Annotated in this window: 19 protein-coding genes; 12 read left to right on the top strand and 7 right to left on the bottom strand. The window is 60.0% G+C overall.

Annotation, left to right across the window (positions count from 1 at the left end):
• The first annotated feature begins 5 nt into the window (after positions 1–5).
• The 8 genes from cobU to PMA3_RS21070 all read left to right on the top strand — a co-directional run bounded on the left by cobU (position 6) and on the right by PMA3_RS21070 (position 5,492).
• Positions 6–527 carry a bifunctional adenosylcobinamide kinase/adenosylcobinamide-phosphate guanylyltransferase gene (cobU, locus tag PMA3_RS21100; RefSeq protein WP_064679005.1) on the top strand — a complete coding sequence of 174 codons (522 nt, stop codon included), beginning with the start codon at positions 6–8 and terminating at the stop codon, positions 525–527.
• Complete coding sequence (gene cobT / locus PMA3_RS21095; protein WP_064679004.1) at positions 524–1,579, top strand: nicotinate-nucleotide--dimethylbenzimidazole phosphoribosyltransferase; 1,056 nt, start codon at positions 524–526, stop codon at positions 1,577–1,579. The genes cobU and cobT overlap by 4 nt, the downstream gene beginning before the upstream one ends.
• On the top strand, positions 1,576–2,151 hold the full coding sequence (gene cobC, locus PMA3_RS21090) for an alpha-ribazole phosphatase family protein (RefSeq protein WP_064679003.1): 576 nt from the start codon (positions 1,576–1,578) through the stop codon (positions 2,149–2,151). Before cobT ends, cobC begins: the two co-directional genes overlap by 4 nt.
• Before the next feature lie 2 nt (positions 2,152–2,153).
• Entirely contained in the window at positions 2,154–2,888 is a 735-nt protein-coding gene (locus tag PMA3_RS21085; RefSeq protein ID WP_064679002.1) for an adenosylcobinamide-GDP ribazoletransferase, read from the top strand.
• Positions 2,889–3,100: 212 nt separating this feature from the next.
• On the top strand, positions 3,101–3,505 hold the full coding sequence (locus PMA3_RS21080) for a MarR family winged helix-turn-helix transcriptional regulator (RefSeq protein ID WP_064679001.1): 405 nt from the start codon (positions 3,101–3,103) through the stop codon (positions 3,503–3,505).
• 52 nt (positions 3,506–3,557) lie between these two features.
• A complete protein-coding gene (locus PMA3_RS21075; protein WP_064679000.1) occupies positions 3,558–4,766 on the top strand; it encodes an MFS transporter in 1,209 nt (402 codons plus the stop codon).
• Positions 4,763–4,885, top strand: coding sequence for a hypothetical protein (locus tag PMA3_RS33425; RefSeq protein ID WP_257784576.1), 123 nt, complete (start codon positions 4,763–4,765; stop codon positions 4,883–4,885). The genes PMA3_RS21075 and PMA3_RS33425 overlap by 4 nt, the downstream gene beginning before the upstream one ends.
• A 55-nt stretch (positions 4,886–4,940) precedes the next feature.
• Complete coding sequence (locus tag PMA3_RS21070) at positions 4,941–5,492, top strand: glutathione peroxidase (protein WP_064678999.1); 552 nt, start codon at positions 4,941–4,943, stop codon at positions 5,490–5,492.
• A gap of 158 nt (positions 5,493–5,650) precedes the next feature.
• On the opposite strand, the gene PMA3_RS21065 is transcribed toward PMA3_RS21070, so the two are convergent.
• The 5 genes from PMA3_RS21065 to PMA3_RS21045 form a co-directional block, all read right to left on the bottom strand.
• Positions 5,651–6,346, bottom strand: a complete 696-nt coding sequence (locus PMA3_RS21065; RefSeq protein WP_202970118.1) for a potassium channel family protein — start codon at positions 6,344–6,346, stop codon at positions 5,651–5,653.
• A complete protein-coding gene (locus PMA3_RS21060; protein ID WP_064678998.1) occupies positions 6,336–7,664 on the bottom strand; it encodes a TrkH family potassium uptake protein in 1,329 nt (442 codons plus the stop codon). The genes PMA3_RS21065 and PMA3_RS21060 overlap by 11 nt, the downstream gene beginning before the upstream one ends.
• 403 nt (positions 7,665–8,067) lie before the next feature.
• Positions 8,068–9,336: an OmpP1/FadL family transporter gene (locus PMA3_RS21055; protein WP_064678997.1), complete on the bottom strand. Its 1,269-nt coding sequence runs from the start codon at positions 9,334–9,336 to the stop codon at positions 8,068–8,070.
• Between the two features lie 145 nt (positions 9,337–9,481).
• Positions 9,482–9,967 (bottom strand): hypothetical protein, encoded by a 486-nt coding sequence (locus PMA3_RS21050; protein ID WP_064678996.1) that lies wholly within the window; start codon positions 9,965–9,967, stop codon positions 9,482–9,484.
• Between the two features lie 277 nt (positions 9,968–10,244).
• Positions 10,245–10,469 carry a hypothetical protein gene (locus PMA3_RS21045; RefSeq protein ID WP_007898912.1) on the bottom strand — a complete coding sequence of 75 codons (225 nt, stop codon included), beginning with the start codon at positions 10,467–10,469 and terminating at the stop codon, positions 10,245–10,247.
• Positions 10,470–11,468: 999 nt separating this feature from the next.
• Here PMA3_RS21045 and PMA3_RS21040 point away from each other — a divergent pair.
• Entirely contained in the window at positions 11,469–11,792 is a 324-nt protein-coding gene (locus tag PMA3_RS21040) for an SEL1-like repeat protein (protein ID WP_082930388.1), read from the top strand.
• Positions 11,793–11,967: 175 nt separating this feature from the next.
• A complete protein-coding gene (locus PMA3_RS21035; RefSeq protein ID WP_167355133.1) occupies positions 11,968–13,332 on the top strand; it encodes a DNA recombination protein RmuC in 1,365 nt (454 codons plus the stop codon).
• Positions 13,333–13,368: 36 nt separating this feature from the next.
• Here PMA3_RS21035 and PMA3_RS21030 read toward each other — a convergent pair whose 3' ends face one another.
• Both PMA3_RS21030 and PMA3_RS21025 read right to left on the bottom strand, forming a co-directional pair.
• Positions 13,369–16,839: a hybrid sensor histidine kinase/response regulator gene (locus PMA3_RS21030; RefSeq protein WP_064678993.1), complete on the bottom strand. Its 3,471-nt coding sequence runs from the start codon at positions 16,837–16,839 to the stop codon at positions 13,369–13,371.
• A gap of 237 nt (positions 16,840–17,076) precedes the next feature.
• A complete protein-coding gene (locus PMA3_RS21025) occupies positions 17,077–17,616 on the bottom strand; it encodes a TetR/AcrR family transcriptional regulator (RefSeq protein WP_064678992.1) in 540 nt (179 codons plus the stop codon).
• Between the two features lie 90 nt (positions 17,617–17,706).
• On the opposite strand from PMA3_RS21025, the gene PMA3_RS21020 reads away from it, so the two are divergent.
• Positions 17,707–18,915 (top strand): MFS transporter, encoded by a 1,209-nt coding sequence (locus tag PMA3_RS21020; protein WP_064678991.1) that lies wholly within the window; start codon positions 17,707–17,709, stop codon positions 18,913–18,915.
• 107 nt (positions 18,916–19,022) lie between these two features.
• A complete protein-coding gene (locus PMA3_RS21015) occupies positions 19,023–20,174 on the top strand; it encodes a TDT family transporter (protein ID WP_064678990.1) in 1,152 nt (383 codons plus the stop codon).
• Positions 20,175–20,216: the final 42 nt, after the last annotated feature.

Raw genomic sequence — 20,216 nt, 5'->3', positions numbered from 1 at the left:
GAACCATGCTGCAACTAATCCTCGGCGGCGCCCGCTCCGGCAAAAGTCGCCTGGCCGAAAAACTCGCCTCCGACAGTGGTCTGGCAGTGACCTACATCGCCACCAGCCAACCCCTGGACGGAGAAATGAACGATCGGGTCGCCCATCACCGCGCCCGTCGTCCGGCCGAATGGGCGTTGATTGAAGAACCCGTCGAACTGGCCCGCGTCCTGCGCGAAACCGCCAGCGTCGATCGTTGCCTGCTGGTGGACTGCCTGACGCTGTGGATGACCAATCTGCTGATGCTCGAAAATGCCGAGCGTCTGGTGGTCGAACGCGAAGCCCTGCTCGACTGCCTGGCATCGCTGCCGGGCGAGATTATTTTTGTCAGCAACGAAACCGGAATGGGTGTCGTGCCACTGGGCGAATTGACTCGCCGCTATGTCGATGAAGCCGGCTGGCTGCATCAAGCCTTGGCCGAACGTTGTCAGCGCGTCGTCCTGACCGTCGCCGGCCTGCCCCTGACTTTGAAAGGAACTGCGTCATGACTCAATCCTGGTGGCTGAACCCGTGCAAGCCAATCGACGCCCAAATCGTCGAACAGGCTGAGGCACGTCAGCAACAACTCACCAAACCTGCCGGCTCCCTCGGCCGTCTCGAGTCGGTGGCGGTGCAATTGGCCGGGCTGCAGGGGCGGGTAAAGCCGAGCCTGGATCAGCTGTGGATCGCGATATTCGCCGGTGACCATGGCGTGGTCGCCGAAGGGGTGTCGGCGTTTCCCCAGGCAGTCACCGGGCAGATGCTGCTCAATTTCGTCAACGGCGGTGCGGCGATCAGCGTGTTGGCGCGGCAACTGGGGGCCTCCCTTGAAGTGGTCGACCTGGGTACCGTGACACTGTCGCTGAATCTGCCGGGGGTACGTCACCTCAACCTCGGCCCGGGCACCGCCAATTTCGTGGACGGTCCGGCCATGACCCGGGGCCAGGGCGAACTCGCCTTGCAGGCCGGTCGCGACAGCGTGCGGCGAGCCATCGCGGCGGGCGCGCAGTTGTTCATCGGCGGTGAAATGGGCATCGGCAACACCACCGCGGCCAGCGCCCTGGCCTGCGCCTTGCTCGATTGCCCGGTGCTGCATCTGGCCGGGCCGGGCACCGGACTCGACGCGGCGGGTGTCAGCCATAAGGCTCAGGTCATCGAGCGCGCGTTGACGTTGCACGGCGCTCAGCGTGGCGATGTGCTGCAAACCCTGTTCAACCTCGGTGGTTTTGAAATCGCGGCACTGGTCGGCGCGTACCTGGCGTGTGCCCAGGAAGGTGTCGCGGTGCTGGTGGACGGGTTCATCTGCAGTGTTGCCGCGTTGGTCGCGGTGCGCCTGAACCCTGATTGCCGCGAATGGCTGTTGTTCGGCCATCGCGGTGCCGAGCCGGGTCATCGCCATGTACTGGAAACCCTGAACGCCGCCCCCCTGCTGGAGTTGGGGCTGCGCCTGGGCGAGGGCAGTGGCGCCGCGTTGGCGGTGCCGTTGCTGCGCCTGGCCTGCGATCTTCACGGGCAGATGGCGACCTTTGCCGAAGCCGCGGTAGCGGATCGTCCGGCATGACCTTGCACCTTGATCTCTTGCGCCATGGCGAAACCGAACTCGGCGGTGGCCTGCGCGGCAGCCTCGACGATGCGCTGACCGATAAAGGCTGGGCGCAGATGCGCGCGGCGGTGCTCGAGCGCGGGCCTTGGGATCGCCTGGTCAGCTCACCGTTGCAACGCTGTTCACGGTTCGCCGAAGAACTCGGAACGCAACTGGGTTTACCCGTGCAATTGGATAAAGATCTTCAGGAGTTGCATTTCGGGACCTGGGAAGGGCAAAGCGCTGCGACGCTGATGGAGACCGATGCCGAAGCATTGGGTCTGTTCTGGGCCGATCCGTATTCGTTTACGCCGCCTGAAGGTGAGCGGGTCGAGGATTTTTCGACGCGGGTGTTGGCAGCGGTCGGGCGGTTGCAGGCGAGCTACGCGGGGCAGCGGATATTGCTGATCAGTCATGGCGGTGTGATGCGTTTGTTGCTGGCCCAGGCGCGGGGATTGCCGCGTGAACAATTGCTCAGCGTCGAAGTCGGCCATGGCGCGTTGTTTTCGCTGGCCATCGGGTCCGGCGGCTTGTTAACGGAAGCGAACTGAATATGCTGCCGTTCTGGATCGCCCTGCAATTTTTGAGCAGCCTGCCGATTCGTCTGCCGGGCATGCCTACGCCACAGGAAGTGGGGCGCTCGCTGCTGTTTTATCCGCTGGTCGGTTTACTGATCGGCGTGATTCTGTGGGCGCTGAACTGGCTCTTGCCGGGCACGCCTTCGTTGCTGCACGCGGCGTTGTTGTTGACTGCGTGGGTGTTGCTAAGCGGCGGATTGCATCTCGATGGCCTGGCCGACAGCGCCGATGCCTGGCTCGGCGGGTTCGGTGACCGCGAGCGCACGCTGACGATCATGAAAGACCCTCGCAGCGGGCCGATCGCGGTGGTGACGCTGGTGCTGGTGCTGCTGCTCAAGTTCGCCGCGTTGCTGGCCTTGATCGAGCAGCAACACAGCGTTGCCTTGATCATTGCTCCATTGATTGGTCGTGGCGCGATGTTGGGGTTGTTCCTGACCACGCCTTATGTGCGTCCCGGTGGTTTGGGACAGGCGCTGGCTGATCATTTGCCGCGTCTGGCGGGTATGCAGGTGTTGGCGGTCAGTGCGGTGGCCTGTGTGCTGGTGGCGGGTCTCAGTGGGGTTTTGGCCGTTGTGCTGGCAGCGCTGGTATTTGCCTGGTTGCGGCACGCGATGCTGCGGCGATTGGGCGGGACGACGGGCGATACGGCGGGGGCGTTGCTGGAATTGCTGGAAATGACAGTGATCGTAGGCCTCGCATTAATCCTGTAGGAGCGAGGCTTGCCCGCGAACCAGGCGCCGCGGTGTATCTATCGCACCGCGTCATCGTTCTTCGCCGGCAAGCCTGGCTCCTACAGCGAACCAGGCGCCGCGGTGTATCTATCGCACCGCGTCATCGTTCTTCGCCGGCAAGCCTGGCTCCTACAGGCGGTGTAATGTTTAAAAAATTTGCTTTCATTTAACCGCGGGTATATACACGTATCATGCTCGAATCCCAATGTTTATGCATCAACCTGCGTCGCGCCGCCCGTGGCGTCAGCAGGCACTACGACGGCGCTCTCGATGGCTTCGGGATCAACGTTGCCCAGTATTCTTTGCTGTGCAATCTGCAGCGCCTGGATCAACCAAGTATTTCCACCCTGGCCGAGGCCATGGGGCTCGATCGCAGTACCCTGGGGCGCAATCTGCGGGTGCTGGAGGGCGACGGGCTGGTGATGCTGGTCGAAGGCGAGGACATGCGCAATCGCATCGTCCAGCTCACCGAGGCCGGTGCCGAGCGCCTGAAAGCGGCGTTGCCGGCCTGGGAGGCAGCGCAACAGCGCCTCGTTGATAAACTGGGCGCCGAAAAGCGCGAAACCTTGTTGAAGCTGTTGGATGAACTGGCTTGAAACCGGTTTTTCCGCTTTTAAGCGGGTATATACCCGCAACTGGAGAATAAGAATGACATCGATGTGGCGTACGTGCGGATGGGTGCTATTGGGGAGTGCGCTGATTCTCGCGTTGTCTCTGGGCGTACGACATGGCTTCGGGCTGTTTCTGGCGCCGATGAGTGCCGAGTTCGGCTGGGGGCGTCAGACCTTTGCCTTCGCCATCGCCTTGCAGAACCTGATCTGGGGCTTGGCGCAACCGTTCACCGGCGCCCTGGCCGACCGCTTCGGTGCGGCGAAAGTGGTGGCGATCGGCGGCGTCCTTTACGCCCTGGGCCTGGTGTTCATGGGCTTGTCCGACTCGGCCGTGACTTTGTCGCTGAGTGCCGGTCTGCTGATCGGTATCGGCCTGTCCGGCACCTCGTTCTCGGTGATCCTCGGCGTGGTGGGGCGCGCGGTGCCGCCGGAGAAGCGCAGCATGGGCATGGGCATTGCCAGTGCCGCCGGTTCTTTCGGCCAGTTCGCCATGTTGCCCGGCACGCTGGGGTTGATCGGCTGGCTGGGCTGGTCCGCTGCATTGCTGGTACTGGGCCTGCTGGTGGCGCTGATCGTGCCGCTGGTGAGCATGCTCAAGGACAAACCGCTGCCGGTCTTCGGGCATGAACAAACCCTGTCCGAAGCGCTACGCGAGGCCTGCTCCCATTCGGGCTTCTGGCTGCTGGCGTTCGGCTTTTTTGTCTGCGGCTTCCAGGTGGTGTTCATTGGCGTGCATTTGCCGGCCTATCTGGTGGACCAGCACCTTCCAGCCACCGTCGGCACCACGGTGCTGGCGCTGATCGGGCTGTTCAATATCTTCGGTACCTACACTGCGGGCTGGCTTGGCGGGCGGATGTCCAAGCCGCGTTTGCTCACCGGTCTTTACTTGCTGCGGGCGGTGGTCATCGGGTTGTTCTTGTGGGCGCCGGTGACGACGACCAGCGCCTATCTGTTTGGCATGGCGATGGGCTTTCTGTGGCTGTCGACCGTGCCTTTGACCAACGGTACGGTCGCGACCTTGTTCGGTGTACGAAACTTGTCCATGCTCGGTGGGATTGTGTTCCTGTTCCACCAGCTCGGATCGTTCCTTGGCGGCTGGTTGGGCGGGGTGGTGTATGACCGAACCGGGAGTTACGACTTGATCTGGCAGGTAGCGATTCTCTTGAGCCTGCTGGCCGCCGCCCTGAACTGGCCGGTGCGTGAGCAGCCGGTGGCACGCCTGCAAAGTCGGATGAGTGCGATATGAACAGCCTCTGGCCGCGGATTGCGCTGACGGCTGTCTGCGCCTCGCTGCTGGCCTTGGCGTGGTGGGGCTGGCATCAGGGCGGGCTGGCCTTGATGCAGTTGGGCATGGGTGCTTGCTAGCAGGCTGTGAGGACGAGTAACGTCGTGACTGACGACTTCTCAAGGATGCACCGACATGCTGATGCGCTGGCTTGCAGTTCCCGCGTTACTGGTAGCGTTCACCGGATTGGCTCAAGCGGCAGAATGCCCCGATCTGTTGCAGGGTTCGTTACCCAAATTGCGCGCCAAGGAATCCATCGACCTGTGCCAGCGCTTCGCCGGAAAACCGCTGGTGGTGGTCAACACGGCCAGCTTTTGTGGCTTCGCCCCGCAGTTCAAAAGCCTTGAAGCGCTGAATCAGCGTTACAAGGCTCAAGGGCTGGAGGTGATCGGCGTTCCATCCAATGACTTCAAGCAGGAGTCCAAGGATGGCGAAGAAACCGCGAAGGTCTGCTACGTGAACTATGGCGTGACCTTCACCATGACCGAGCCGCAGAAAGTCCGCGGTGACGACGCGACTCACCTGTTCAAGGTCCTGGCGAAACAGAGCAGCGCACCGAAGTGGAATTTCTACAAATACGTGGTCGATCGAAAGGGCAAGGTGATCGCCGATTTCTCCAGCCTGACCAAGCCCGACGATCCCGAATTCATCGAAGCCGTGGAGAAAGCCCTGGCGTCGCAACCCTGATCGACACCCCCTGCAAGGAGCTGGCTTGTCGGATCGCCGCACCGCAGCGAAAGCGGTGTATCAGTCACAGTTAATGTTGGATGGAATATCGCCTTCGCTGGCAAGCTGAACTGGTCAAGTAATCCCGGACACGCGGGGCCACCAGGAGGCTCCTCTGATCATTTTGAGCGGCCCGCAAATTTCTGAATCAGATGAGTCGAGCCAGAGACGATGAGTAGATCGCCCGGCAGGATCAGGGTGCCAGGTGTGGCATGCTGGAAGTCTTCGTTGGCGCGCTTGAGTCCTACGACCGTTACGCCATACTTTTCACGAATATTGGCGTCGGCAAGTGTGTTGTTTTGAGTCGGCAGCGGGGCGTGAATTTTGGCGATTGCAAAGCCATCATCAAACTCGATGAAATCAATCATCCGCCCGGTAATGAGGTGCGCGACACGTTCCCCCATATCCGCCTCCGGGTAGACAACGTGATGGGCGCCAATACGCTGAGCAAGATGTCCATGTTCGGCAGTCAGTGCTTTGACCCAGATATCCTGGATGCCCAGTTCGGTCAACGCCATGATGGTCATCAAGCTGGCCGCCAGGTCGGTACCGATTCCCACGATGGCATGGGCAAAGTCGGCAACGCCCAGTTGGCGCAAGACCATGACGTTGGTGGAGTCGGCCTGGACTGTGTGAGTCAAGAGATCAGCCCAGTCATGGACAGGTTCAGCATCCCTGTCGATACCCATGACGTCATGGCCCAACCGCATCAACGATTGGGACACAGAACTGCCGAAGCGACCGAGGCCGATCACCACAACGCTATCGCCTTTGGAAAAAGAAAACTGCTCCGTAAACAGAAACTTAGCCAACAATTGGATGCTCCTCTGGATAGCGATAGGGCATGCGGTGCTCGCCAAGGGCCAGTGACGCCGCAAGCGTGATGGTGCCGACCCGCCCGACATACATCAGCAGAGTCAGCATCAATTGGCTCGACTCAGGTAGGTTGCCGGTGATTCCGGTGGAGAGGCCGACCGTACCAAACGCAGAGATGACTTCGAATATGACCTGGTCGGTGGGGAGATCAGTTTCGCGCAAGATGAACAGCGTCCCCAACACAATCATGGCGCTGCCAAGCACGAGCACAGTGATGGCTTGGCGTTGTGCCGAGGCGCCGACTCTCCGGCCAAATGCCTCACTGTCACTGTGGCCTCGAATTTCAGCAATGATCAGTATGACCAGGATGGCGGCGGTACCGACTTTGACACCACCAGCGGTTCCCGCACTACCGCCCCCCACAAACATCAGGAAGTAGTGCATTGCCCAACTCTCTTGGGTCAGCGCGCCGATATCAATCGAGTTAAACCCGGCTGTACGTGCAGAAACAGAAGCAAATGCCGCCGAGAGAACTTTATCGGCAAACGGCATGGGGCCGAGTGTTGCCGAGTTGGACCATTCAAACACCAGCAAAGTGAAAAATCCGCCCAGCAGCAGTATTGTCGTGCCAATCAAAGTGAGCTTGGTATGCAGTGACCAATGGCGGGGATCATTGAATCTGTTACGCAAGTCATGCAGGACGGGAAAGCCGATGCCACCGATAACAATCGCGGTCATGACCGGTAGCAAGATAGATGCATCGGTGGCATAGCGCATCAGGCTATCCGGATGGATGGAGAAGCCCGCGTTATTGAATGCCGACACGGCATGAAACAGACCGCTCCACGCTGCTTCAGCCCATGACAGGTCATAGGCCAGGTGTAATCGGAGGGTGAGCGACAGGGCAATAATGAGTTCCAGGACAAACGTCACCACAAGCACGAGTTTGGCCACACTGGCAATGTCGCCCATCCCCAATGAGCGTGACTCGAACTGGGCGACCATTTTGGTGCGCAGACGAAAGGAGCTATTGACCATCAAACCCAGCAAGGTCGCTACAGTCATCATGCCGAAGCCGCCTAGCTGGAACAGCAGCAGAATCACAGCCTGACCAAAGGTTGACCAGTAAGTACCGGTGTCCACCACTACCAGCCCGGTAACGCATACGGCCGATACCGCTGTAAAAAATGCAGTCACCCAGGGCGTAGCACTACCTTCGGCGTGGGATATCGGGAGCATCAGAAGGGCGCTGCCGACGAGTATTGCGGCCAGAAAAACCAGAGCGACAGCCCTGGCTGGATGAAGCAATGATTTCATTTAACGGTCGCCAGCAAGGTCGGGAGGCATGGGCGAGAGCTTATGCGCATCGAGGGCCGCTTCTCGAAATAGGTACAACCGTAGCTCACAGGCACGGTAAATTCAGCCGTATTCCAGCACAACCCTGCATGCTGGACGCGAACCCGGGAGCAAGAGGTTCTTTTCTGCGAGAGCCGATTCAGGTGCCGGATGCTACCCCAGATTCAATATCTACATGTATTGCACGGCTGACTGTGGGGCGAAAATTTACTATTTCTTTACGCGCCGTCGGTCCCTTTGTATCCAAGCCAGCTCCCACAGGGGGGGGGGGGCGATCGCCGTCCGATAAAAAGCCCCGCCTCTGTGCAAGAGAGCGGGGCTTTTTCAATTCAGGCGGCGAGGGGTTCAGGCTCGTCGAGAATCATCAGAAGCGGTAGGTCGCGCCTACACCGAAACCATTCGCATAGTTTTCATACTTGGCGTCGTAGGCCTGGCGGCCATTGTTGTCGTTGACCTTGACCGACTCTTCATGCAGGTACGAATACGCCACGTCGATGGTCAGGTCGTCGGTCGGGCTATAGCCAGCACCGAGGCTGAAGATTGTGCGATCGCCAGTCGGGATGCGTGGGGAGCGGTTTTCGTTGTTGGTTGGCGCCTGGTCAACGGACAGACCCGTACGCAGTACCCATTGTTTGTTCAACTGGTAGGAAGCGCCGATGGCGTGAGCCCAGGTGTCATGCCAGTTCTGTTCTTCGGTGATGGTCCCGAAACTGTTGTTCAGCGCAGCAGGAACGCCGCTGTTCTCGACGGAGATTTCTTTCAGGCGACTCCAGCGAGTCCAGGTGCTGCCGGCGTAGAGGGTCCACTGGTCGTCCAGTTTGTGGGTAACCGAGAAGTCGACCGATTCAGGCGTAGTGATGTCCAGCGAAGCGTCGTACTTCTGGTTCGGGTTCTGACCCAGGGCGCCGAGGAGGCCGTAGTTGACCTTGGTATCACCCTCAAGTTTGTACTTCACTTTCGAGTGGTAGGTCAGGCCGACGCTGGTGCTGTCGGTGGCTTGAACCAGGATGCCAACGTTGTAGCCCAGCGCGGTATCGTCACCCTTGATCTTGACTTCGCCGTCCGGTGCGGCCGGGTTCAGCGACAGGTTCGATTCCAGCTTGCCGTCGATGCGGTTGATGGTCGGGCCGAAACCGATGGAAACCTTGTCGTTGAAGGCGTAGCTGACGGTTGGCTGGAGGGTGACGATCTGGACTTCGCTCTTGCTGCCGAAGTAACGGCCGGCAAAGCCGTTCTCGTAATCGGTCACCAGGCCGAATGGAGCGTACACGCCGATGCCGAATGCCCACTGGTCATCGATTGGCTTTACGTAGTAGCCCATGGGCACGCCCATGAAAGGGACCATGTCACCTTTGTTGGTGCCACCATTCGGGCGGGAGCTGGCATCACTGATGTCAGTGTGTGCATCGATAAATGCAACACCGCCGGTCACTTGTTCGCGCTTGAGGCGAGACATGCCGGCAGGGTTGCCAAAAACGGTGGATGCGTCGTCGGCAGAAGAAGATCGCCCGGCAAAACCAGTGCCCATCCCGCTGATGCTTTGTTCGTTGAGGGCGAAGCCACTTGCGAAGATCTGGGTGGATGCCAAGGCAACGGCGAGGCTAATGGTGGTTTTGAGCATTACTTTTTTCATTATTAGAACTCCTGGTGATCACCGGGGCGAAAATTACCAAGAAATTCGTTCGGGCGCTATAGCCTGTATCGCTTGATTTAGAGCGGTTTTGTAGGACAATCCGACCAGATTCGCGACATGTTGCACGATCTTTCGAAAAGGAGGGTCAGCAGGCAACCTGATTCAGCGGTGAAACACAGGTTTGCCAGGCAAAGGTGAAGTCACGCAGGCGTCCCTGGGGGTGGAAGGTCTGGCGCCAGATGCGCGCCATTCCCATCAAGTCATCGGCGGCTTCGGGGAGGGGGGTGTTCTGTTCTTCCACCAGCAGCCAGGCGATGGCGGTGGCGTAACGCAGGTTGACGGTCAATTCCAGGTGCGGGCTACTGAGAAATGCATGCTGGCTGGCCAGGCCCCGAACGAGGCTGGCGCGATCCGGGTCAAGTGCCAGGTAATGGTCCCAGAGTGCCCGGTGGCGGGGTTCGGCAATTCGGTACAGGCCGTGTCCACGGCGGTCATGCAGGGCGGAACCAAGGGCGGACTGGCTGGCGGCAATGCCCAGCAGCAGGGATTCGGCAGTTGCGCTATGGCGCCCGAGGTAAATCAATGTCGGACGGATCACATAACGGCACAGTTCGCTGGCAGCGATACCCATAACACCCTCGAAACGTGAAGTAGTCGGCGAGTCCTGAAAGGGGCCTTGGCAGCAGTGGATCGGCTCAGGCTCGCCGGAAGCGGAACAAGCCGCTTGAGTTGAAGTGTAGTGTCATATTCGCGCCGTAAAGGACTGTTTTTAAAATATTTCTGGCTTCGAGTTATAACGCTTATATCGGTTCGTGCTTAGGCGCCGGCGGCGCAACGGGAAATATCGGGGCAATAAAAAGCCCCGCTTTTTGAGCGAGGCTTTTGCGGTTACAGGTCTTTCTGGCGTATCAGGCAACCAGTGCCTGACGGGTACGCTCGATCACGGCCTGCAGCGGCTCGGCGCTGGAGTATTGATCGGGGTACAGGCGTTCGCTGTGACGGGCGATGCCGTGTTCGTTGACCAGGGTGAAGCTGAAGCAGCCTTTGCGAGCGGCCATGATCAGGCAGTTCATTGGGGCAAAAGCGTTGGTCAAGGTGCGGATAGCATCCTGGGTGTGGATTTGAGTAGACATAGTCATTGGGTGTTCCTACAAGCGACACGGATAAGAGCCGTGCAAAATTAAAACGTTCCAGTGACGACGACCACCGTTGGTCGAACGAAGAACCCGACTGGAACAAAGCAGCCAGTTTGAAGCGCTGATAATTGGCGCGCTTGGGCTGGCAGGTAGGTACTTAGGAGGGCAGGCAGCACATCAAGGGCAAAGGTTCTGGGCCCGGGGTGAAGATCCTGATCAATTTGCAGGTTGGTTCGGTCAGAGTAAGTGAGCTTCGCAACACCCTTTGCTTTCGATTCAAAGGCTGTGTTGACGCAAGGTTTACCTGGAAACCATCGAGGTGGTCGATCCCGCTTTTTCGGTAAAGGCTTCCTTTGGGAAGGCTGACCGGGGGGAGTTGTTCGACCAGAATTGACTTTCAGCTTGGTACTAACGCCGCGGATAGTAACGGATCCGTTTGGCAAAGGGAAGTGTCCTGGCAAAAAATATGCCCGCTATCGGCCTTTCCGCTTTGCGGGTCGGGCATCAAGAGAAGCTCAAGACCGGGATTCTCGCTCTGTAATAGCACAGATTCCGATAATCGGTCGCCAGCATTCGTCGAGTTTGCACTGGCCTGGATCACGGGTTTGCCAGTGTTTTAATCACAGGACTGACACGAAAATCTCCGAAAAAACCCTCCGATATAACTGCCTGAAAGGTACTTGTGCACATACGTTGCGCCGGCTGTCATCCCACCGTCATCTTGCCTTCAACCCGGGTGGGTGCCTGTAACCAAAATTTAAGTCAATGAAAAACATCGCTTTTTTTTACTGGTGAAAAAATCGTCAGTTTGACTGCGGGCCCCGTTCCATAGGGCTTTGCGAGAGTTCAGAGGCGGTTGTCCACTGAGTTATCCACAGCTTCTGTGGATTGTCCCGAGCGCTTGCTCTAGGACGGGCGTGCCGGGTTTTTTTAGGCTTTACCTGTAGGAAAAAAAGAGTAGAGTGGCGCGCCTTCCGATCTGTCCCACAGTGCTTTATGAAGTTTCGCTCAGTATCTATCTCAGTCACTTCCACACCTCCACGTGTTGCCCCGCCCAAGCGTTTTTCGATGCGGGTGGCCGAATGGTTGCTGGACAGCCCGCGCCTGGGTGAGAACACCAGCGTCAAACACTTCGCCGGACGTTTGCTCAAGCAACCGGCCCGTGAAGGCGTCGTCGCCGCGCAAAGTCGTCTCGGCCAGCTGATGTGCCGCGAGTGCGGAAATGCCCGGGATCGCCGAATCGGTCAGGACCTGCTGCGCCAGGCTGCACGGGCAGGGGATCGACGCGCCCTGCAGGAACTGGGTCTGATCGAAGACTGAGCTGTCCAAGACCTGACGCCTTGGTTAACCTTCAAGTTTTATCGAATGGGCAGGAGTGGCTATGGCTATGGACTTGACCAGCGCATTGCTCGGTCTGGCGGGTGCTGCGCTGCCGTTGCTGGTACTGGCCTGGCAGCTACAGCGCCGGGCGAGCGCGATGCAGTCAGAGGTGGCGCTGCTGGAAGAGCGTCTGACCACGGCTCATCTGGCCCAAGATGGATTGAACGCCCAACTCGAAGCCTGTCGCGATGAAATCGCCGACCTGAGTCAGGCCAACACCGCCCGGCAAGCAGACCTGGCCGCCGTTCGCCGTGAGGTCGAACTGTTGCAGATCGAGCGTGACGATGCTCGCGACGCCGCCCATGCCTGGAACCTCGAGCGTGCCGGCAAAGAAGCCGAGTTACGTCGTCTGGACGCCCAGACCGCTTCGCTCAACGCCGAGCTGCGTGAGCAGCAGGAAAGCCATCAGCAGCGTCTCAGTGACCTGCAAGGCTCGCGAGATGAGCTGCGCGCACAGTTTGCGGAACTGGCCGGCAAAATCTTCGACGAGCGTGAGCAGCGTTTTGCCGAAACCAGTCAGCAGCGTCTGGGGCAGTTGCTGGATCCTTTGAAGGAGCGCATCCAGTCCTTCGAAAAACGCGTCGAGGAAAGTTATCAGGCCGAAGCCCGCGAGCGTTTCTCCCTGGCCAAGGAGCTGGAGCGGCTGCAGCAACTGAACCTGCGCCTGAGCGACGAAGCCACCAACCTGACCCGGGCGTTGAAAGGGCAGAAAACCCAGGGCAACTGGGGCGAATTGATTCTTGAGCGGGTGCTGGAACATGCGGGCCTGGAGAAGGGGCGCGAATACCAGACACAGGTCAATCTCAAGGGCCCGGACGGTGAGCGATTCCAGCCCGACGTGATCATTTATCTGCCAGGCGACAAGCAGGTGGTGGTTGACTCCAAGGTCAGCCTCACGGCCTATCAGCAATACGTGGCGGCCGAAGACGATGCCATCGGCCAAATCGCCATCAAGCAACACGTGCTGTCGCTGCGAAATCACGTCAAAGGCCTGTCCGGCAAGGACTACAAGCGGCTGGACGGTTTGCACAGCCTGGATTTCGTCTTGCTCTTCGTCCCGATCGAAGCGGCGTTTTCCGCCGCGTTGCAGGCTGAGCCGACGCTGTTTCAGGAGGCTTTCGACCGCAATATCGTGATCGTCAGCCCAACGACGCTGCTGGCGACTTTGCGGGTCATTGACAGCCTTTGGAAGCAAGAGCGCCAAAGCCAGAACGCCCGGGAAATTGCCGAGCGCGCGGGGTGGCTGTACGACAAGTTCGTGTTGTTCATTCAGGATCTGGATGAGGTCGGCAATCGCTTGCAACAACTGGACAAGGCCTACAGCTCCGCGCGCAACAAGCTGACCGAAGGGCGCGGCAACCTGGTCAGTCGCAGTGAACAACTCAAATTGCTGGGCGCACGAGCGAGCAAGAGCCTGCCGGCAGATCTGCTGGAGCGGGCGATGACGGATGTGGATGGCTTGGCCGAGTTGCCAGAGTAAGTTTAAAAGCTTCGCGAGCAAGTCAAATCTGCCGCACTACAACGGCAAATGCCGACTCAACAACGCCCGCAACGCCGCCGGTTTCACTGGCTTGGCCAGATAATCCAGCCCGACCGCATGTACCAGCGCCACCATCTCGGGGCGCCCGTCGGCACTGATCACCACGCCCGGCACCGGTTCACCCAATCGGGTGCGCAGCCAGGCCATCAGCTCGGTCCCGGTCTCGCCATTGTCCAGGTGGTAATCCACCAGCGCCAGTTGCGGACGCATGCCATCACTGAGCAGCGCCGCGCATTCATCGCGGTTGCGTGCGGTCCAGACCTGGCAACCCCAGCGCGTCAGCAAGCTGTTCATGCCGATCAGGATGCTGTCTTCGTTATCGATACACAAAACCTGCGCGCCGCTCAGCGGCTTACCGTTGAGTTCGACGACCTTGGCGGGCATCGCGGTTTGCGCCCGGGCCAACGGCACGCTGACGCTGAACACGCTGCCGCGACCGGGCCAGGAGCGAACCTGCAGGGTATGGCCCAACACGCGACACAAGCCGTCAGCAATCGCCAGGCCCAGCCCGAGGCCTTTCTCGGCGCGGGTCTGGTGACTATCGAGACGTTTGAATTCCTCGAAAATCACCTGTTGCTTATCTTCGGGAATGCCCGGGCCTCGGTCCCAGACCTCCAGGCACAATTCGCCCTTGCGTCGCCGAACCCCCAACAGCACCGGCCCTTTACCGTAGCGGAAAGCGTTGGTGAGGAAGTTCTGCAAGATCCGCCGCAACAGTTTGCTGTCGCTGTCGACCCGCAACTTGCTGCCCCTGACCCGGAATTTCAGCCCCTGGTCTCGGGCCAGTGCCTGGAACTCGGCACTGAGGACATCGAACAACTCATTGAGCGCGAACGGCTTGGGATCCTTGTTGATCTTGCCATTTTCCAGGCGGGATATGTCCAGCAAGTCGCTGATCAAGTCCTCGGCCGAGCGCAGAGAGGTGTCCAGGTGATGCACCAGTTTTTGCGCCTCGGTGGACAAGCCGTCGTCCTGGTGCGTTAGGGCGGCGGAGAATAGCCGCGCCGCATTCAGCGGTTGCATCAAGTCATGGCTGACCGCTGCCAGGAACCTGGTTTTCGATTGGTTGGCCGACTCGGCGGTGCCCTTGGCTTCGGTCAGGGCCACGTTGAGCTGTGACAATTCATGGGTCCGTTCGGTGACGCGTCGTTCCAGGCCTTCGTTGGCTTCGGTCAGCGCCTGTTCGGCCTCGCGGAACGCGGTGATGTCGGTGAAACTCATGACGAAACCGCCGCCCGGCATCGGGTTGCCGATCAGCTCGATCACCCGTCCATTGGGGAACAATCTTTCCGAAGTATGGGCACGGCCTTGGCGCATCCAGTGCAAGCGGCGGGCGACATGCACTTCCGCTTCGCCGGGGCCGCACAGGCCGCGTTCGGCGTTGTAGCGAATGATGTCGGCAATCGGTCGCCCGACGCTGATCAAGCCATCCGGGTAATTGAACAACTCCAGGTAGCGCCGGTTCCACGCCACCAGCCGGAGTGACTGGTCGACCACGCTGATGCCTTGGGTGATGTTCTCGATCGCACCTTGCAGCAGGGCGCGATTGAATTGCAGCACCTCCGAGGCTTCGTCGGCGATCCGCACGACATCCTCGAGTTGCATTTCCCGACCTTCGATGGCCGCCTTCACCACCGCGCGAGTCGAGGATGCGCCGAGCACACCGGCCAGCAGACGCTCGGTGTGGGCGATCCATTCACCGTCGGCGTTCTGGTTCGGGTTGAAGCCTTTGCCCTGGCGGTAGGCGAAACGGATGAAACTCTGACGGGCGCGTTCTTCACCGACGAAGCGCGCCGCCAATTGCAGCAAATCGTTGATCTGTACCGCCAGCATGGAGCGGGAGCTGGGGCGCGCGCTGATTTCCTGGCCGATGAAGCGCCCGGCCTGCCAGTGTTCCGACACCCGGGTGCGCGATAGCACCGACACCCAGGCAAACAGGGTGAAGTTGCCCGCCAGGGACAGCACCACGCCTTGGGTCAGCGGGGTGATCGGCAGGTGCAGCGGGTTGCTGTGCAGCCAGGTCAGGCCCGGGAAACTGCTTAAGGATAATCCCAGACCGTGGGCGGCAATCGGCAGAATCAGGGTGTAGAACCAGAGGAACGTCCCGGCGGCGAGACCGGCGAATACCCCCCGACGGTTGGCCTGTTTCCAGTACAGCGCGCCGAGCATGGCCGGGGCCAGTTGGGTCACGGCGGCGAAGGCTATCTGGCCGATGGTTGCCAGGCTTGCGGTCGAGCCCAGCAGGCGATAGCTGACGTAGGCCAGCAGCAAAATGACCACGATGGTGACCCGGCGTACCGAGAGCATCCACTGGCGAAACACCTCGAAGGGCCGCTCGGCGTTGTTGCGTCGCAGCAGCCACGGCAGCAGCATGTCGTTGGAGACCATGGTCGACAGCGCCACGCTGGCGACGATCACCATGCCGGTCGCCGCCGAGGCGCCCCCGATAAATGCCAGCAACGCCAGGGCCGGGTGAGACTGCGCCAGGGGCAGGCTGATGACGAACGAGTCCGGCAAGACCGAGCTGGGCAGCAGCATCTGACCGGCGAGGGCGATCGGGACGACAAACAGCGCCGCCAGCGCCAGATAAGCCGGGAACACCCATTTGGCCACGTTCAGATCCTGTGGATCGATGTTTTCCACCACGGTCACGTGGAACTGTCGGGGCAGGCAGATGATTGCCATCATCGCCACACCGGTCTGGACCACCATCGATGGCCAGTTGATGGTTTCCTTCCAGTATTCTTCCAGGCGTGGGGCGAGCATGGCCTGGTCGAACAGGTCGTCGGGACCGTCGTAGAGGCCGTAGGTCACGAAGGCGCCGACCGCGAGAAACGCGAAGAGCTTGACCAGGGATTCGAACGCGATCGCCAGTACCATGCCGCGGTGGTGTTCCGTGGCATCGAGGTTGCGGGTACCAAACACGATGGTAAACAGCGCCAGCACTAGCGACACGACCAGCGCCGTATCCTGGGCGCGAGTGCCCGTGGCGTCCGCACCCGCGCCGATCAGCAGATTCACCCCGAGCACGATGCCCTTGAGCTGTAACGCGATGTAGGGCAGCACACCGACCAGGCAGATCAGCGCCACCACCACCGCCAGCGCCTGGGATTTGCCATAGCGCGCGGCGATGAAGTCGGCAATGGAAGTGATGTTTTCCTGCTTGCTGATCATCACCATTTTTTGCAGGACCCACGGCGCGCAGACCAGCAGCAGGATCGGCCCCAGGTAGATCGGCAGGAATGACCAGAGTTGTTCGGCGGCCTGGCCCACGGCGCCGAAGAAGGTCCAGCTGGTGCAATAGACCGCCAGCGACAGGCTGTACACCCAGGCGCGCACGCGCGGAGGCAAGGGCGCACTGCGCCGGTCACCGTAGAAGGCGATGGCGAACAGGATGGCCATATAGGCCAGGGCGACGGTGGCGATCAGCCCGCTGGACAGCGACATGGTAACTCCGGACAAAAGACACCCGGGACTCCCGCCCGGTGAGACAGTCTCGCACGAGCGCCGGCGTTAGTCAGTGTCGACCAAGGTCGTGGCGTGGTGGGGTGTCGCGGGGGTGGCAGGCCTCTTCGCGGGCAAGCCCGCTCCCACAGGGTTCTCTGTGAGTGGCAAATAGTGTGTACACCGAAGATCACTGTGGGAGCGGGCTTGTCGGATCGCCGCACCGCCGCGAAGGCGGCCTTACTGACTCAACGCTATCTCGATCAACCGATGCAACTCCCCAACCTCCAGCGGCGCCTCGGAAAACAGGATACGAAACACCGTAGGCGCCGCCACCAGGTTGATCAATCGATCGACGCTCGGCTTCGGCTGATCGGGATAGCGATCCAGAATCGCCTGCAACTGCCCGCCAATGATGGTTGCGCAATAAATCGGCAGCGTGCTGCTTTGCACATCGCGCAGCATGTTGCGACCGGGTTGCGAACTCATCTCGTCCAGATACTGCTCTGCCCAGGCGAGCACGTCACCGCGCAGGGTGCCAGTGTTGGCCGGCTCGCTGTCGGGGCGCATGCGGGCGAGGGCGACATCTGCGAGCAATGCCGACAAGTCGCCCCAACGCCGGTAAATGGTCGACGGTGTGACCCCCGCGCGGGCGGCGATTTGCGGGACGGTCAGGGTAGAGCGTTCCTGCTCCTGGAGCAGGTCACGGACAGCCGAATGAATCGACTCCTGCACCCGGGCGCTACGGCCACCGGGGCGTAAACCTTCTTTAATAGCCATGCATCGGACCTTAACACAAAGAATTTGCTTTAAGCGTTCGCCAGTAGCACACTCCGCAAAAGCAAAAAATTAGCTTTTGCGGAGTGTGCAATGCGCTATTCAACGTCGAACAGTCCTGCTTCCAATCGTGCGAGCCTGTGGTTCCTGGCCATCACCTTACTCAGTTTTCTCGCCGCTTCCACTGCCCCGACGCCCTTGTATCACTTGTATCAGGAACACCTGCAGTTTTCGGCAGCGACCCTGACCGTTATTTTCGGGGTTTACGCCATCACTTTGCTGGTGGCGCTGCTGACGGTGGGTTCGCTTTCGGATTACCTGGGCCGCAAACCGGTGATTTTCACCGCGGTATTGCTGAACATGTTGGCGATGCTGCTGTTTATCAATGCCGACAGCGTGGCGTGGTTGATCGGTGCCCGGGTGCTTCAGGGATTTGCGACGGGGATGGCCACCGCCGTGCTGAGTGCCGCATTGCTGGACACCGACCGTCAACAGGGACCATTGGTCAACAGTGTCGCGCCGCTGCTGGGTATGGCGGTCGGAGCCATGGGCTGTGGGTTGTTGGCTGAGTTTGCCCCGTTGCCATTGCAGTTGACCTATTGGGTGTTGCTGGCGCTGTTTGTGGCACAAGGCGTGTACGTCTGGCGCCTGCCTGAAACCGTCAGTCCACAAGCGGGTGCCTGGGGGGCGCTGCGTCCGACCCTGCATGTACCGATCCAGGCACGTTCCACTTTGTGGCGGGTGTTGCCGCTCAATATCGCGACCTGGGCGCTCGGCGGTTTTTATGCATCGCTGGCCCCTTCGTTGGTGCGCACGGCCACAGGCTCTGACTCGAACCTGATTGGCGGCGCGACGGTGGCGGCATTGACCCTGACCGGTGCGTTGATGATCTTTACCCTGCGCAATCGGCCCGCCACCAAGGCGCTGCTGTTGGGCGGCACGTTGTTGCCAGCGGGTGTCGCAATGGTTTTACTGGGTGTGCACGGTGCCAGCCTGCCCTTGTTTTTCCTCGGCACCCTGGTGGCCGGGTGTGGATTCGGTGCCGGGTTCCTGGGGGCGGTGCGCAGTCTGGTGCCGCTGGCGCTGCCCCATGAGCGGGCCGGTTTGATGTCGGCGTTTTATGTACTCAGTTATCTGGCGTTCTGTTTGCCATCATTGCTGGCGGGTGGCCTGACACGGACGTTTGGCTTGGTGGCAACCACCGACGGTTATGGCGCGGTGTTGATTGTGCTGTCTCTGGCGGCGCTGCTGGGCTTGATGCGTCAGCGGCCAGCCAGCGTCTGTAGCCTTGATGTCAAATGATCGCTATATCTATGAAATAGATAACAGTTAGAGATATTACCCGTTATATAGATATTCGATTGGGTTCTACGATGAACTCCACCTCAACAAGAGGACAGGAGTTCGCCATGACATGCCTCAATACCGCCCCAGCCGGCTTCAAGCCTTTCAGTCAGCTGCAACACCCGCGCGAAGTAATCCGCCAATTCACCCCGAACTGGTTCGCCGCCACCATGGGTACCGGTGTGCTGGCGTTGGCGCTGGCGCAATGGCCTGGTGCGAGTCCCGGCGTGCACCGGATTGCCGAAGCACTCTGGCTGTTCAATATCGTCCTGTTCTTGATATTTACGGCTATATATACCGCACGTTGGGTGCTGTTTTTCGATGAGGCACGGCGGATTTTCGGGCATTCGACCGTGTCGATGTTCTTCGGCACCATCCCGATGGGCCTGGCGACCATCATTAATGGTTTTCTGGTGTTCGGTCTGCCGCGTTGGGGCGAAGGCGTGATGCCTGTCGTCGAAATGCTGTGGTGGCTGGACGTGGCGATGTCCGTGGCCTGTGGCGTGCTGATCCCGTACCTGATGTTCACTCGCCAGGAACACAGCATCGATCAGATGACGGCAGTATGGTTGTTGCCGGTGGTGGCCGCCGAAGTCGCTGCCGCCAGTGGCGGCCTGTTGGCGCCGCACCTGGCGGATGCCCATTCGCAAATCGTGGTGTTGGTCACCAGCTACGTGCTCTGGGCTTTTTCCCTGCCGGTGGCGTTCAGCATTCTGACCATCCTGCTGTTGCGCATGGCCTTGCATAAACTGCCCCACGAAAACATGGCCGCCTCGAGTTGGCTGGCGCTCGGTCCGATCGGGACCGGTGCGCTGGGCATGTTGTTGCTGGGCGCCGACGCGCCAGCGATCTTCGCCGCCAACGGTTTGCCTGGGGTCGGTGAAATCGCCGCCGGGTTGGGCCTGGTGGCCGGGATCACGCTGTGGGGATTTGGCCTGTGGTGGATGCTGGTCGCGCTGCTGATCACCGTGCGCTACCTGCGCGCCGGGATTCCGTTCAACCTCGGCTGGTGGGGCTTTACCTTTCCCTTGGGCGTGTACGCCCTGACAACCTTGAAGCTGGCCAGCGTGTTGAACCTGTCCTTTTTCAGTCTCTTCGGCTGTGTGCTGGTGGCGATGCTGGTGGTGATGTGGCTGATCGTTGGCAAACGGACGGTGCAGGGGGCATGGAGGGGAGAGCTATTTGTCTCGCCTTGTATCACAGGATTAAAGAAATAACCGTCCTGGATTAGGTAATGTGTGGCCTGGATCGATGTTCGG

Origin of the sequence: Pseudomonas silesiensis (genome assembly GCF_001661075.1) — a bacterium.
Classification (GTDB): domain Bacteria; phylum Pseudomonadota; class Gammaproteobacteria; order Pseudomonadales; family Pseudomonadaceae; genus Aquipseudomonas; species Aquipseudomonas silesiensis.
This window is presented reverse-complemented; position numbering and strand designations above follow the sequence as displayed.